Raw genomic sequence first — 13,343 nt, 5'->3', positions numbered from 1 at the left:
TCCCTACAAGCGCCGATGCTGTTGTTGACTCAATTGTCCGCCCGCGATGCGCTTCCGGCCAGAAACGGGCACAACGTCGCCTCAGCAGTGGTCGCCTCAGGAGCGTCAGTCAGCCAGCAACGGCCAGCAACCCCAGCACGACGGCGAGCAACGGCGTCGTGCCCTGCAGAACCGCGGCGCGGAGGTACTTTTTCCCGCTGAGTGCCAGCACCGCCGCGGCGAGCAGCATGGAGCCGCAGCAGCTGAAGATCAGCGTCCAGCCCACCACGTGCTGCGCGGAAGCGTCGGGGCCAAGCGCCACGCAGCCCACCCCGATGATCGCGCCGATGGCCAGGAACAGGTTGTAGAAGCCCTGGTTGTAGGCGAGGGGTTTGGTGGTCTCGGCGTCGGCCTGGGAGGCGAGGCCGAAGCGCTTCCACGTGGCCGGCGTGGTCCAGGTGAAGGATTCCATGGTGAAGATGTACACATGGAGCGCCGCGGCGAGGAAGGCAAAAAGCAGGGAGGCCAGGATCATGTGCTGATCCTAGCCTCCCCACAACTCAGACGAGCGTCAGCGGGTGAGCATGCCCAACGCCGACGTGGCGAATTCCCTGGCCGAGGTGTTCCAGCGGCCCAGCAAGCCCTGGAGGTTCTCGCCGTCGGCCCGGTGCGCCGGCAGCTGTTCCTGGAGCGCGGACAGCACGCCGGTGCGGAGCTCGGTATTGAAGTTCACTTTGCCCACGTTCATCGCGGCGGCCTTGACCAGCTCCCCCACCGGAATGCCGGACGCGCCGTGGAGCACCAGCGGGATGTGGGTCCGCACGGCAATGTCCTGCAGGACGTCCCAGCGCAGCTGCGGCTCGCCCTTGTACTTGCCGTGGACGTTGCCCACCGCAACAGCCAGGAGTTCCGCGCCGGCCCGGGCCACAAAGTCCTCCACCTGGGCAGAGTCCGTCAGGCCGGCCACTGCCACACCGGCTTCGTCGGCACCGAAGGCGCGGTCCTCGTCGCCGGCCAGGCCGCCGAGTTCCGCTTCAAGCACGACGCCGGCTCCCAGCACAGAGCGTGCCTCACGGACCAGCGCAATGTTGTCCTCATACGGAAGGGACGAGCCGTCCGCGAGGACCGAATCCGCCCCCGCGGCGACGGCGTCGGCCATCACTTTGAGGTCCGTCGCGTGGTCCAGCTGGACCACCACCGGAACGGATGCGGCGTCTGCCAGCCCGCGGAGCGCGGCGATCAGCCGGAGGCCGTTGGACGTGCCAGCCGTTTTGGGGGCCACCAGCAGGATGACCCCGCGGCCCGCGTCCTCGGCAGCGCCCACAACAGCCAGCGCTGTGGTGAAGTCGTAGCAGGTGAAGGCGGGAACGGCCGAGCCCTGCTGGAGGGCGGCGGTGACCAGGTGGTCGAGTCGGGTGCGCATCAGACGCTCAGGCCTCCCACGAGGATCCAGGCCACGTAGGTCAGGATGAAGCCGGCCACGCCGAGGACGGTGGTGAGGACGGTCCAGGTCTTGAGGCCGTCCGAGACGGTGAGGCCGTAGTAGCGCACCACGGTCCAGAAGCCGGCGTCGGTCACGTGGGACAGGCCCAGCGAGCCGAAGCCGATGGCGATGACGATGACGGCGATCTGGGCCGGCGAGTAGCCGCCTTCCATCACGGCGGAGGTCAGCAGGCCGGTGGTGGTGACGATGGCGACGGTTGCCGAACCCTGGGCTGCACGCAGGGCCAGGGAGATCACGAAGCCGAGCACAATGACCGGCAGGCCCAGGTGGTCCAGCGTCTGGGACAGTGCGGCACCGATGCCGGAGGTCCGCAGGACCTCACCGAACACGCCGCCGGCCGCGACAACCATCAGGATGGACGCGATGGGAGGCAGGGCGCCTTCGAAGATCTCGCCGGTTTCCTTCAGGGACCAGTTGCGGCGGACCGCCAGCAGGAAGAAGGACAGGGCAACGGCCACCAGGAGGGCGAAGAATGGGTTGCCGATGAAGGCAGCCAGGCCGTACCAGGAGTTGTCCTTGGGGATGGTGAGTGTGCCCAGGGTGCCGATGAGGATCTGCACGATCGGCGCGGCGATGAGGAAGATGATCAGGGCCGGACGCGGCGGGGCGATGCCTACGGCGCCCGGGCCTTGGTGGCCGACCTTGACCAGGGAGTCGGAACCGAATTCGTCCACCTGGGCCTTGACGCCGGGGAGGAGCTCGTACTCCTTGCGGTTCATGATGCTGGCAACCCAATAGGACAGGAATCCGAGCGGGACGCAGATGAGCAGCGAGATCAGCGTGATGAGCCCGATGTCGGCGCCGAACACTCCGGCGCCTGCCACGATGCCCGGGTGCGGCGGCACGGCGACGTGGATGGAGAGCATAATGCCGGCCATCGGCAGGCCGAACTTGACCGGGTGCACGTTGGCGATCTTCGCAAAGGCGTAGACGATCGGGACGAGCACAATGATGCCCACCTCGAAGAACACGGGGATGGCCACCAGGAAGCCGACGGCGGTGAGCGCCACCGCTACGCGCTTGGCGCCAAGCTTCCCGGTGAAGTGCGCGGCCAGCGACTGGACGCCGCCGGAAACCTCGATCATCCGGCCCAGGACGGCGCCGAGCGCGATCAGCAGGGCCACCTTGCCCATGGTTCCGCCCACACCGGTGGCGACGACGGTGAAGACGTCCTTCAGCGGGATCTGCGAGGCCACGGCCACTGCGATGCTTACGGTCAGCAGGGCCACAAAGGCCTGGATCTTCAATCGGATGATCATCACCAGCAGGACGGCGATGCCGATCGCCGCGATGGTGAGGAGCAGCGGAGTACCCAGCTCCACCGCGGGTTTGATGGCGGGGGCGTCGGCCGCCCGCACCATCAGCGAGTTAGTCAGGGGGTTCATTGCGGTGTCTCCTTCGACAAGCCAGTCTTCCAGAAGACGGGCTGGCGGGCGCTGTTTCTTGTGCTTTGTGAACGCTGGAAGATACGACGACGGCGGAGGGGTGACCGCCGTCGTCGTACGTTTTTTGGGGGCGCTTTAGCGGTGGTGAAGTGGTGGTGCCTAGGCGGTGCGCTTGGTGGGCGCGACAACCTTGATGACTGCGGAATCGTCGGCGGCGGCGAGGCCCTGGGCCTGGCCCAGGAGGTACAGCTGCTCGGCGGCGGCGGCAACGGGGGCTGCCAGGCCGGCGGCGCGGGTGGCCTTGCCCACGATGCCCATGTCCTTGACGAAGATGTCCAGGCGGGACAGGACCTCTGCGCCTTCCTCGGTGTAGGCCTCGAGGATGCGCGGGCCGCGGTTGGAAAGCATAAACGAACCTGCCGCGCCGGCTTCGAGGGCTGCGAGGGTCTTGGCCTGGTCCAGGCCGAGCGCGTCGGCGAGGGCCATGGCCTCGGCGGCGGCCGCGATATGGATGCCGCAGAGGAGCTGGTTGACGGTCTTGAGGGCCTGGCCGTCGCCGGGCTTGTCGCCCACCACGGTGAGCGTGGAAGCTAGCAGTTCGAGGGCAGGGCGGGCCTTCTCCTGGGCCTCGGGGGAAGCGCCGACGACGATCAGCAGGTCGCCTTCACCGGCGCGCTTGGGGCCGCCGGACAGCGGCGCGTCCACGAGCTCAACGCCGTATTCGGCGAGGCGTGCCACGGTGGCGGGGATGGCTTCGGTGCCCACCGTGCTGCCGAGGATGACGACGGCACCCGGCTCGAGTACGGAGGCCACGCCGTTCTCGCCGAAGAGGACGTCGTTGAGCTGCTCGCCGTTGCGGACCGCGAGGAGCAGTGCATCGGCGCCCTTGGAGGCTTCCCTGGCGGAGGCGAAGGTGCGGATGCCGGCTTCTTCGGCGAGCTTCAGGCGCGGCTCGGCGATGTCGAAGCCGTGAACGGTGAGCTCGCTGGCCAGCCGGGTGGCCATGGGCAGGCCCATGGCGCCGAGGCCCAGGACGGTGATGGTGTAGTTGCTGGTCATGGTGTTCTTCCTTGAATACTGGCGGGATTAGAAGGTGCTGCTGAGCTTGCGGGTGACGTCGGCGAGGGACTGGTCGTCGCCCACGTTGCCGGCGAACACGATGTACGGGATGCCCTTGGCGGGGCCGTCCACCGGCTCCCAGAGCGAGACGATGCCCGGCAGCATGGGACCGCGGACAATGGCGTGGCGGATTTCCAGGCCGTGGGCGGCGACGTCGGAGGACGTGATGCCGCCCTTGGCGATGACGAACCGCGGCGGGAAGGTTTTGAGGGTCCGGTTCACCACGGCGACGACGGCGGCGGACACCGTGCGCGCGATCCGCAGGCTCGCTGCGGCGTCGTCGGTCTTGATCAACAGGCGGCTGGTGTGGACGATGACGTCTCCCCCGTGGAGCGCCTCCACGACGGTGTCAACGGTCTGGTCGAGGTGTGCCGCCCCGGCGTCGTTGAGCAGCTTCTCGACGTCAATCTCCACAATGCGCGCTGCGCCGTGCTGTTCGGTGAGGGCCTTGAGCTGGCGGGTGGTGACGCCCACGTGGGAGCCCACCACGATCAGGCCGCCGGCCTCGGACGGGTTGTTGCCGGCGTAGGCTTCAGCGCCGGTGAGCGCGGTGCGGATTTCCTGGCCGATCCGGGCACGGACAAACGGCGGTCCCACGCGGTAGAGGAGCTTCTTGCCGCGGCGTTCGGCTTCTTCCAGGCCCAGGGACAGGGCGCGGAGATCGTTTTCGGTGACAATGTCAGCGACGATCGGCGTGGAGTTGGTGGCAGGCTCGATGGCGTCGGCGATGGCCTCGGCGGTGATCTGCGGATCGGCAGAGGCGCGGATGATGTTCAGGTCCAGGACAATCACGGATTCGGCGGCGAAGCGGCCCTGTGACTTCTCTTCCACGTATTTGGTCATGTCCGAGTTGGCGAAGCCGAAGCTGGCGTCCTTGGCGAATTCGGTCTCGGCCACGGGGGTGAGCTTGCCGGCGTCGTCCCCGGTGCCGCGCATGTAGTGCACGCCGCCGATGGTCACGCGGCCGGCATCGGGGAATGCCGGAACCAGCACAACGCCGTCGGTGGCTTCTCCGCTGACGTCAGCAACAGTGGCCGCAATGACGTCGGGCTCCAGCGGGTAGTGGCCACGGAGGGTGGAGTCGCTGCGGCTCACGAACCCCAGCCGCAGGCTGGAACCGGCACTGGCATCTGCGGAACCGGCGGCGGCCAGTGCGTTGCGGACCACTTCCTCGTTGCGGGCTGCGGCTTCTGCGGGGTCCAGGCTGCGGGTGTTGGTCAGCACGTACACGGCGGGCTTCGCCTGGCCAAAGGCCCAGATGAAGTCCTCCACTTCCCAGCGGGTAAGCACGGGCAGATCCGCAACGGACTGCGTTCCGGTGGGGTCGTCGTCGAGCACTACGAGCATCCGGGGGGTCTCCGCGCTGGACGCGGCGACGGCGTCGGCAACCAGGCGGGCGGGAATCCGGACTTCGGCCGGGAAGGCGGCCAGGATGTCTGCTTCAAGCGTCACAGTGCACTCCGTTGTGTGGAAATCTAAGTATCGAGGTAACTGTAAGATGTCTGACATCTAACATTTCAAATAGTGTGGCACAGGACATAGAAACGCGCAAGTAGACTTGTCAGACATATCTGGCGACGCCGCAAGGGGGACATATGGCACGGAAATCACTGGTGGGCGTTGTTGCCGACGAACTCCTGGACCGGATCATTGCCGGGGACTTTCCACCCGGATCCAGCGTGCCCGGCGAGCTGGAACTCAGCGCCAGGCACGAGGTGAGCCGGATGACGGTGCGCGAGGCCATGAAAACCCTGGAAGCGCAGCGGATCCTCAGCGTGGAACGCGGCCGCGGCACGTTCGTTAACCCGTTGAACCGTTGGGCTTCGCTGGAAGCTGTCCTGCGCGCCGCGTCAGAGGGACAGAACGAAGCCGCCGCCTCCGTGCAGCTCATTGAACTGCGCCGAATGCTCGAAACCGGGGCGTGCGAACTCGCGGCGGCACGGATCAGCGACGCCGACATCCAGACGCTGTTCGGCCATGTGGCGGCGATGCGGGCCGCCCATGAGGTCAACGACATTGCCGCCTTCGTGGAGGCTGATCTGGCATTCCACGACCTGATCCTGCGCGCCTCGGAGAACGTTTTTGTGGCGGTCCTTTTCGCGCCGCTGCACCGGGTTCTGGAAAAGCGTCGGGCCGAAACATCGGCCGTGCCTACCATCCAGGAGCACGCCATCGGGCACCACCAGAACATTGCCGAGGCGCTGGAATCGCGCGATCCGAGCCGGTCGCGGGAAGCCATGGACCTGCACATGCAGCAGACCCTGGATGACCTCAAGACCCTGGTCCTCGAAGCTCCCTGACCAGCGTCCACTCCGTAGTATTGGGTCTGGCCACGCCTGAGAAGTGCCACTAGTGTTCAAGGACGGCCCGCAACCGGGAATCGAAGGCGATCACGAGGAGCGAAGTTGTCCAACCACACGTACAGCATTACTGAAATTGTCGGCACCTCCGAAGAAGGCGTGGACGCGGCCGTCCGGAACGGGATCACCGAGGCCGCAAAGACCCTGCGCAACCTTGACTGGTTCGAGGTCAAGGAAATCCGGGGCCACCTCGAAGACGGCAAGGTTGCCGACTGGCAGGTGCGGATCAAGCTCGGTTTCCGGCACGAAGGCTGACCCTTCCAAGGTCTGAACAGTGATGGCCGCGTCCTTTGGGCGCGGCCATCACTGTTCAGCCATTCGGCACGGCCCTGCCAGGCACTTCCTACAACGAAGGCAGGACTGCCGGTCCTAGGAAAAACAGGGACACGGTCAAGGACTGACTATCGGCGCGAAAGTGCATAGGCTCGTACCGGAGCAGTTCCCGAAAGCGGTTTCCTGCCGGACATCCCGAGCCAGGAACCATCCTTCAGCAGTACGAGGAGTACCCATGTCAGAAATCTCGCTGAACAACGGCGTCACTATCCCCCAGCTCGGCTTCGGCGTTTTCCAGGTTCCGCCGGAAGACACCCAGCGGATCGTTGAGGATGCCCTGGCAGCCGGCTACCGCCACATCGACACCGCGGCCGGATACCGCAACGAAGCAGGTGTGGGCGCTGCCATCGCAGCCTCGGGTATTCCGCGCGAGGAAATCTTCGTGACCACCAAGCTCCGCAACGGCGATCAGGGCCGGGCCTGGGACGCATTCCAGGACACCCGCGAGGCGCTGGGTCTTGACTTCGTGGACCTCTACCTCATCCACTGGCCGGTCCCGTCACAGGGCCTCTACGTCCAGGCTTGGAAGGAACTGGAGGCCCTGTATGCCGCCAAGGCGATCCGTGCCATCGGCGTCTCGAACTTCCTCTCCGACCACCTGGACACCCTGCTCGAGTCCGCGGACGTCGTACCCGCCGTGAACCAGATTGAACTGCACCCCAGCTACCAGCAGGTCAAACTAGCCGCCAAAAGCCGTGCCCTCGGGATTGCGGTGGAGGCCTACAGCCCGCTGGGCCAGGGTGGGGACCTCAACGGAAACGCCGTCACCGCCGTTGCGAAGGCACACGACGCCACCACGGCGCAGGTGGTCCTGGCCTGGCACCTGGCCGCCGGCACCATCGTCATCCCCAAGTCGGTTAACCCGTCCCGTATCCGCGAAAACTTCGCGGCCGCTTCCCTGACCTTGACCAACGACGAGCTCGCCTCCATCACCGCCCTTGAGCGGGGCGCGCGCATCGGTTCCGATCCCGCCGTCGCCGCTTTCACACAGCTGTAGCCAACGCTGACCGAGCCTGCCGGCACCGATTCCGGAAGGCTCGGTCACCGCGTTCCGCCACGTCCAACCACCAGCGAAGGATCCCTCCGTATGCAGTACACGCACCTGGGCCGTTCGGGCCTGAAAGTTTCCCGGCTTTGCCTGGGCACCATGAACTTCGGCCCGCACACCGACGAGGCTGACGCGCACCGCATCATGGATTCCGCCCTGGACGCCGGCATTAACTTCTTCGACACAGCCAACGTCTATGGCGGCAGCGGGCACCGGGGCTGGACCGAGGAAATCATTGGCCGCTGGTTCGCGAAGGGCGGCGAGCGGCGCGAACGGACCGTCCTGGCTACAAAGCTGTACGGCACCATGACTGACCGCCCCAACGAGTCCAAGCTGTCCGCGCTGAACATCCGGCGCGCCCTGGACGCCAGCCTGAAGCGCCTCCAGACGGACTACATCGACGTGTACCAGTTCCATCACATTGACAGGGACACGCCCTGGGACGAGATCTGGCAGGCCATCGAAGTGGCCGTCCAGCAGGGCAAGATCCTCTACTCGGGCAGCAGCAACTTCGCGGGCTGGCACATCGCCCAGGCACAGGAAGCCGCCCGCCGCCGGAACTACACCGGGCTGGTCAGCGAGCAGTCCATCTACAACCTGTTCCGCCGCGAGGTGGAGCTGGAGGTCATCCCCGCCGCACAGCAGTACGGCCTGGGCCTGATCCCGTGGTCGCCGCTCCAGGGCGGGCTGCTGGGCGGCGTCCTGAAGAAGGAACGCGCGGGCGTCCGGCGCACCGAAGGGCGCGCCGCAGAAACGCTCAAGCAGCACCGGGACCAGATCCAGCAGTTCGAGGATCTCGCGGACGGGCTGGGGCACGAACCCGGCGACATCGCGCTCGCGTGGCTGCTTCACCAGCCTGCTGTCACCGCACCGATCGTGGGGCCGCGCACGCAGGAACAGCTTGACGCCGGCATCCGGGCGTTGGAGGTCACGCTCGACGCCGACGCGCTCAAGCGGCTCGACGACATCTTCCCGGGCCACCGGCCGGCACCGGAAGACTACGCATGGTGAAGCCATTGGATTCCGCGGCCGACACCGTGGCACCACGGAGCATCCTCTTCCTGGGCGGCACCGGGGTAATCAGCGCCGCAGCGGCGGAACGCGCCGTCGTACTGGGACACCGGGTGACCATCCTCAACCGCGGCCAATCAGGCAAGCCGGTACCGGACGGCGCGGAGGTCCTGCACGCGGACATCCGCGACCAGGACGCTGTGCGGGCGGTGCTGCAGGGCAGGGAGTTCGACGCCGTTGCGGACTTTATTGCCTTCACTCCAGATCAGGCGCGCTCCGGCATGGAACTGTTCCGGGGCCGGACCGGCCAGTACGTGTTCATCAGCACCGCGTCGGCCTACCAGAAGCCGCCCACCCGGCTGCCGATCCTGGAATCCACTCCGCTGAAAAATCCGTTCTGGCAGTATTCACGAGACAAGATCGCGTGCGAGGACCTCTTGTTCGAGGCGTACCGGGCAGATGATTTTCCGGTCACCGTGGTGCGTCCCTCACATACGTACGACCGCACGAGGGTGGGCCTGGTGGGCGGCTGGACAGACATCCACCGGATGCGCACCGGTCAGCCCATCATGGTGCACGGCGATGGCACCTCGCTCTGGACCGTGACGCACGCCAGGGACTTCGCGAAAGCCTTCGTGGGACTGCTCGGCAGGCCGCAGGCGGTGGGCGAGAGCTACACCATCACGTCGGATGAGTACCTGCCCTGGAACCAGATCTACGGCCTGTTTGCGCGGGCGGCCGGGGTTGCCGAACCCGAGTTGGTCCACATATCTTCGGAAACCATCGCCGCGCACGGCGCCGGACATAGCCCCCATCTGGGTCCAAGCCTCCTGGGCGACCGCGCCCACTCGGTGGTGTTCGACAACGCCAAGATCAAAGCCCTGGTGCCTGGCTTTGCCGCTACCATCCCGTTCGCGGACGGGACCCGGGAGATCGTTGACTGGCATGACAGCCACCCGGAACTTCAGGTGGTGGACCAGTCGTTTATGGATCTGAGTGATCGGCTGATCAAGTGGGCGCGAAGGGCCGCGGACTGACGGCGCGGCCCCGGCCATGCCATTTACAACGTTCTAAATACTCGGGATTTTCGCCGGGCGCAAGGGTTGATTTGTGGCGCATATCCCCACTAGGTTACTGGGGAAGCGTTTTCCCAATCCAAAATTGAAAGGATTCACTGATGAATCCGAGCAGGATATCCGTGCGCCGTTTTCGGTGGCCACAGCTGCGGGCCTTGCCCTGACCGTGGGTTGCCTCACCACCCCGGCAGCCGCCGTCGGGCCTTCCGCGAAGCCCGCCAATGCGGGCATACAGCTGGATTACTTGGACCTCGGGGGGGTGCTGCCGGCACATCCGAGGGCGTCTTCCTGAGCTGGCGCCTCTTCGGCCACGAAGCAACCGGCTCGTCCGCCACAGGCCTCACCGGCACCGACTTCAATTTGTACCGCGACGGCCAGAAGCTCGCAACAGTCACAGACAGCACGAACTACCTTGACGCCGCCGGAACCGCGTCGTCGGCATATGACGTGCGTGCCGTCGTCGCGGCGTTGAACTGGACCGGAGCGCCACTGCCACCTCGTGGGGCGGCAACTCCAAGGACGTCTCCCAGGTCGACTACACGGGCAACACCTACGTGGACACCTACAAGGCCGACGGCACGCTGCTCCACCGGATCGACCTGGGCGTCAACATCCGGTCCGGCGCCCACTACACGCAGATGCTGGTGAACGATTTTCGACGGCGACGGACGTTCGCCAATGATGTTCAAGACAGCCCCGGGCACCAAGACCATCTCCTACAATCCGGACGGCTCCGTGGGCGCAGAGTCCTTCATCTCGCTGCTGCAGAAGGACCTCGACGCCGGCCATTCCAACTCCGACGATTACGGATGAGCGCCGCCGACTACTACCAGCACATGGTGGACACGTTCCTGGGCTGGCGCGACCACCCCGAGGTCAGGGCCGGCAACTGGCCCGCCACCCTGGAAGAAGCCTTCGGCATCGCCCCGCAGTACCAGTACCCGCTGTCCCGGCCAGATGCCGAAGCGGTGACGGGCTACTTCATGGATGTCTACGCGCCCGCCCGGAGTGCCCGGAACGTGTTGCGGGCCTTTGAGGGCTTCATCGTTTCCGGCCCCGAATCGAACCCGGCAACCGCGTAGACAGGTTCCTGGCCGGCGTCGCATATTTGGATGGCAAGAAGCCCGCCGCCGTGTTTGCCCGCGGCTATTACACGCGCAGCACACTTGCCGCCTACAACCTGGGACGGCGCCAACCTCTCCCCGGTGTGGAACGTGGACTCGGGCTGGGCGCCCATGACCAACCCCTTCAAGGACAGCCCGCACGGCCGGGACGGCACGGACCCCGAGTTCGGCACCCTCACCACGCAGGGCTTCCACTCCCTCAGCGCCTCCGACGTGGACGGTGACGGCAAGCAGGAAATTGTGTACGGCTCGGCCACCATCGACGACGACGGTTCGCTGCTGTACAGCTCGTCCGACACCATGCCGGCCGGCAGCGCCACCCCGGGAGAGGAGGCCCGGCTGGGCCACGGCGATGCCATGCACGTCACGGACATTGATCCGGCCCGCCCCGGCATCGAAAACTGGGCCATTGGCATGCAGTCGGCCGACGGAGACAAGCTCTCCGCGACCTCGCCGGGCACCAACATGAGCATCAGATGGGCTGCCGACATGACAACCCAGATCATCAACGGCTCCGGGGACCAGACCCCCACCATCGATGACTGGAAGCGCGGCCGGCCGCTCACCGCCACGGACACGCGCACCAACAACGGCACCAAGGGCACGCCGAGCCTCGTTGCAGACGTGGTGGGTGACTGTCGGGAGGAAATGCTGGTCCGGACGGCGGACAGCTCGGCGCTCCGGATGTACCTGAGCACCGAAGTGACCAACCACAAGCTCTACACGCTTATGCACGATCCGCAGTACCTCGCCGAGGTGGCCCGGCAGAACACCACGTACAACCAGCCCTCGTACACGGACTTCTATCTGGCCTCGGACATGCACTTCGGTGATGTGCCGCTGCGAGCGGCTTGGCTCCCGGGCAGCGTGAAGGCCATACAGCAGGCATTGGAGGACCTGGTTGAGGCCGGCGATCTAGCGGGCCCGGTCGCGAAGCAGCTGGCAGCGAGTGTTCAGCAGGCGGCGAAGGCAGTGGACGACGGCGATGCCTCCCAGGCGGCACAGGCCATCCAGCGCTTTGTGAAGTTCCTGGACCAGCAAAAGAAGCCGGATCAGGTATCCGACGTAGCGCGAACAGTACTCGACCACCAGGCCGGAAATATTCTACGGGCGTTCGAAGGCTAGGAAGGCGAAAGCACGGCAGACTGTTGAAATGACTCTCTCACCGCTCATCACGCTCAATGACGGCCACGGCATCCCGCAGCTGGGGCTCGGCACCTGGCCGCTGGACGACGAACAGGTGACTGCCGCCGTCGTACATGCCCTGGAAGCCGGATACCGGCACATCGATACGGCAGTGAAGTACGGCAATGAGGAAGGTGTTGGGAACGGCATCCGCGCCAGCGGGGTGGACCGGGGCAAAATCTTCGTCACCACCAAGCTGGACGGCCAGTTTCAAGGCCAGGACCGCGCGGTGGCGGGGCTGGAGGGGTCGCTGATACGCATGGGGCTGGACTACGTGGACCTGCTGCTGATCCACTGGCCGCTCCCTGCGCGTGATGATTTCGTCTCGACGTGGAGGACGTTTGAGCGGCTGCAGGCGGAGGGCAAAGTCCGGTCCATCGGCGTCTCCAACTTCAAACCGGCCCACCTGGAACGGCTGCTGGCCGAAACCGGCGTGGTGCCGGCCGTGAACCAGATCCAGCTGAGCCCGGCGATCACCCGCGTGGCCGACCGCGAGTTCAATGCCCGGCACGGAATCGTCACCGAATCGTACAGTCCGCTGGGCGGCTCCGGAGCCAGACTCCTGGGTGCTCCACTTCTGGCCCAACTCGGAGAAAAGTACGATAAAACGCCCGCCCAACTGGTGCTGCGCTGGCATATTCAGCAAGGACTTGTAGTCATTCCAAAATCAGGCGATCCCGAGCGGATGCGGGAAAACCTGGACATCTTCGATTTCTCCCTGGATCGGCAGGATCTCGCGGAACTTGCCATCCTGGACGAGGGGCCCGGCGCCGGAAACGATTCGGACGCGACAGGCCACTGAGCGGGCCCGAACAGGCTTTCCATGGAGATTCGGAGTGGCGAAAATAAACTAAGCATGATTAGTATTGGGGCAGAGGGATTGAAGCGTACCCGGGATCCGGGGACCTCCCTGATGTAGGAAGAAGGAACGACAAAATGGGTTTCTTTGCATTTTTGATTCTTGGCCTTATTGCCGGCGCGATCGCTAAGGCGATCCTTCCGGGCAAGCAGGGTGGCGGCTGGATCATCACCCTCATTCTGGGCGTTGTCGGTGCGTTCCTCGGCGGCTGGCTCGGCGGAATGATTTTCGGTACCGGCCTGCAGGAGTTCTTCTCGCTGCAGACCTGGCTGCTCGCGATCGCAGGCTCGATCATCGTGCTGCTGGTTTACAGCATGGTCACGAAGCGGAGCGTCCGCAGCTAGCTTCGTCACCGGCATG

General features: G+C 65.5%; 15 protein-coding genes and 2 pseudogenes. 12 read left to right on the top strand and 5 right to left on the bottom strand.

From position 1 onward, the window contains the following. Positions 1-109: 109 nt before the first annotated feature. The 5 genes from ACX80M_RS15840 to ACX80M_RS15820 form a co-directional block, all read right to left on the bottom strand. Positions 110-514 carry a DUF1304 domain-containing protein gene (locus tag ACX80M_RS15840; protein WP_252614566.1) on the bottom strand — a complete coding sequence of 135 codons (405 nt, stop codon included), beginning with the start codon at positions 512-514 and terminating at the stop codon, positions 110-112. 36 nt (positions 515-550) lie between these two features. Then, positions 551-1,402, bottom strand: coding sequence for a class II fructose-bisphosphate aldolase (locus tag ACX80M_RS15835; RefSeq protein ID WP_252614567.1), 852 nt, complete (start codon positions 1,400-1,402; stop codon positions 551-553). Continuing rightward, entirely contained in the window at positions 1,402-2,868 is a 1,467-nt protein-coding gene (locus ACX80M_RS15830; protein ID WP_252614568.1) for a GntP family transporter, read from the bottom strand. Before ACX80M_RS15830 ends, ACX80M_RS15835 begins: the two co-directional genes overlap by 1 nt. 159 nt (positions 2,869-3,027) lie before the next feature. Beyond that, complete coding sequence (locus ACX80M_RS15825) at positions 3,028-3,927, bottom strand: NAD(P)-dependent oxidoreductase (protein WP_248763110.1); 900 nt, start codon at positions 3,925-3,927, stop codon at positions 3,028-3,030. A gap of 27 nt (positions 3,928-3,954) precedes the next feature. After that, positions 3,955-5,439, bottom strand: coding sequence for a four-carbon acid sugar kinase family protein (locus tag ACX80M_RS15820; RefSeq protein WP_252614569.1), 1,485 nt, complete (start codon positions 5,437-5,439; stop codon positions 3,955-3,957). A gap of 143 nt (positions 5,440-5,582) precedes the next feature. Between ACX80M_RS15820 and ACX80M_RS15815 the strand changes: the two genes are divergently transcribed. From ACX80M_RS15815 to ACX80M_RS15760, 12 genes and pseudogenes are all read left to right on the top strand, one after another. Next, positions 5,583-6,287: a FadR/GntR family transcriptional regulator gene (locus tag ACX80M_RS15815; RefSeq protein ID WP_252610765.1), complete on the top strand. Its 705-nt coding sequence runs from the start codon at positions 5,583-5,585 to the stop codon at positions 6,285-6,287. Between the two features lie 105 nt (positions 6,288-6,392). Then, positions 6,393-6,602: a dodecin gene (locus ACX80M_RS15810; RefSeq protein ID WP_252600661.1), complete on the top strand. Its 210-nt coding sequence runs from the start codon at positions 6,393-6,395 to the stop codon at positions 6,600-6,602. Between the two features lie 253 nt (positions 6,603-6,855). Then, positions 6,856-7,677 (top strand): aldo/keto reductase, encoded by an 822-nt coding sequence (locus ACX80M_RS15805; RefSeq protein WP_252600662.1) that lies wholly within the window; start codon positions 6,856-6,858, stop codon positions 7,675-7,677. 90 nt (positions 7,678-7,767) lie between these two features. Beyond that, positions 7,768-8,739, top strand: coding sequence for an aldo/keto reductase (locus ACX80M_RS15800; RefSeq protein ID WP_252610767.1), 972 nt, complete (start codon positions 7,768-7,770; stop codon positions 8,737-8,739). Next, positions 8,733-9,776: an SDR family oxidoreductase gene (locus ACX80M_RS15795; protein WP_252610769.1), complete on the top strand. Its 1,044-nt coding sequence runs from the start codon at positions 8,733-8,735 to the stop codon at positions 9,774-9,776. The genes ACX80M_RS15800 and ACX80M_RS15795 overlap by 7 nt, the downstream gene beginning before the upstream one ends. 210 nt (positions 9,777-9,986) lie before the next feature. After that, positions 9,987-10,220: pseudogene (locus tag ACX80M_RS15790) on the top strand (rhamnogalacturonan endolyase family protein); the annotation flags it as partial. A 149-nt stretch (positions 10,221-10,369) separates the two neighbouring features. Beyond that, positions 10,370-10,414 (top strand): annotated as a pseudogene (locus ACX80M_RS15785) (hypothetical protein); the annotation flags it as partial. A gap of 79 nt (positions 10,415-10,493) precedes the next feature. Then, positions 10,494-10,628 (top strand): hypothetical protein, encoded by a 135-nt coding sequence (locus ACX80M_RS15780; protein WP_374209936.1) that lies wholly within the window; start codon positions 10,494-10,496, stop codon positions 10,626-10,628. Further along, positions 10,625-10,897, top strand: coding sequence for a hypothetical protein (locus tag ACX80M_RS15775; protein ID WP_445260439.1), 273 nt, complete (start codon positions 10,625-10,627; stop codon positions 10,895-10,897). Before ACX80M_RS15780 ends, ACX80M_RS15775 begins: the two co-directional genes overlap by 4 nt. An 84-nt stretch (positions 10,898-10,981) precedes the next feature. Further along, positions 10,982-12,064 (top strand): rhamnogalacturonan lyase family protein, encoded by a 1,083-nt coding sequence (locus tag ACX80M_RS15770; RefSeq protein ID WP_374209934.1) that lies wholly within the window; start codon positions 10,982-10,984, stop codon positions 12,062-12,064. 28 nt (positions 12,065-12,092) lie between these two features. Further along, complete coding sequence (locus tag ACX80M_RS15765; protein WP_252610772.1) at positions 12,093-12,926, top strand: aldo/keto reductase; 834 nt, start codon at positions 12,093-12,095, stop codon at positions 12,924-12,926. A 134-nt stretch (positions 12,927-13,060) separates the two neighbouring features. Next, positions 13,061-13,327 (top strand): GlsB/YeaQ/YmgE family stress response membrane protein, encoded by a 267-nt coding sequence (locus ACX80M_RS15760; RefSeq protein ID WP_252600666.1) that lies wholly within the window; start codon positions 13,061-13,063, stop codon positions 13,325-13,327. Positions 13,328-13,343: the final 16 nt, after the last annotated feature.

Source organism: Pseudarthrobacter sp. MDT1-22, assembly GCF_054511035.1.
This window is presented reverse-complemented; position numbering and strand designations above follow the sequence as displayed.

Excerpts from the sequence above, each read along its gene's own strand:
- ACX80M_RS15835 (WP_252614567.1), bottom strand. The coding sequence starts at position 1,402 with ATGCGCACCCGACTCGACCACCTGGTCACCGCCGCCCTCCAGCAGGGC.
- ACX80M_RS15775 (WP_445260439.1), top strand. The coding sequence starts at position 10,625 with ATGAGCGCCGCCGACTACTACCAGCACATGGTGGACACGTTCCTGGGC.
- ACX80M_RS15795 (WP_252610769.1), top strand. The coding sequence starts at position 8,733 with ATGGTGAAGCCATTGGATTCCGCGGCCGACACCGTGGCACCACGGAGC.
- ACX80M_RS15800 (WP_252610767.1), top strand. The coding sequence starts at position 7,768 with ATGCAGTACACGCACCTGGGCCGTTCGGGCCTGAAAGTTTCCCGGCTT.
- ACX80M_RS15840 (WP_252614566.1), bottom strand. The coding sequence starts at position 514 with ATGATCCTGGCCTCCCTGCTTTTTGCCTTCCTCGCCGCGGCGCTCCAT.
- ACX80M_RS15760 (WP_252600666.1), top strand. The coding sequence starts at position 13,061 with ATGGGTTTCTTTGCATTTTTGATTCTTGGCCTTATTGCCGGCGCGATC.
- ACX80M_RS15780 (WP_374209936.1), top strand. The coding sequence starts at position 10,494 with ATGATGTTCAAGACAGCCCCGGGCACCAAGACCATCTCCTACAATCCG.
- ACX80M_RS15830 (WP_252614568.1), bottom strand. The coding sequence starts at position 2,868 with ATGAACCCCCTGACTAACTCGCTGATGGTGCGGGCGGCCGACGCCCCC.
- ACX80M_RS15805 (WP_252600662.1), top strand. The coding sequence starts at position 6,856 with ATGTCAGAAATCTCGCTGAACAACGGCGTCACTATCCCCCAGCTCGGC.
- ACX80M_RS15815 (WP_252610765.1), top strand. The coding sequence starts at position 5,583 with ATGGCACGGAAATCACTGGTGGGCGTTGTTGCCGACGAACTCCTGGAC.
- ACX80M_RS15825 (WP_248763110.1), bottom strand. The coding sequence starts at position 3,927 with ATGACCAGCAACTACACCATCACCGTCCTGGGCCTCGGCGCCATGGGC.
- ACX80M_RS15765 (WP_252610772.1), top strand. The coding sequence starts at position 12,093 with ATGACTCTCTCACCGCTCATCACGCTCAATGACGGCCACGGCATCCCG.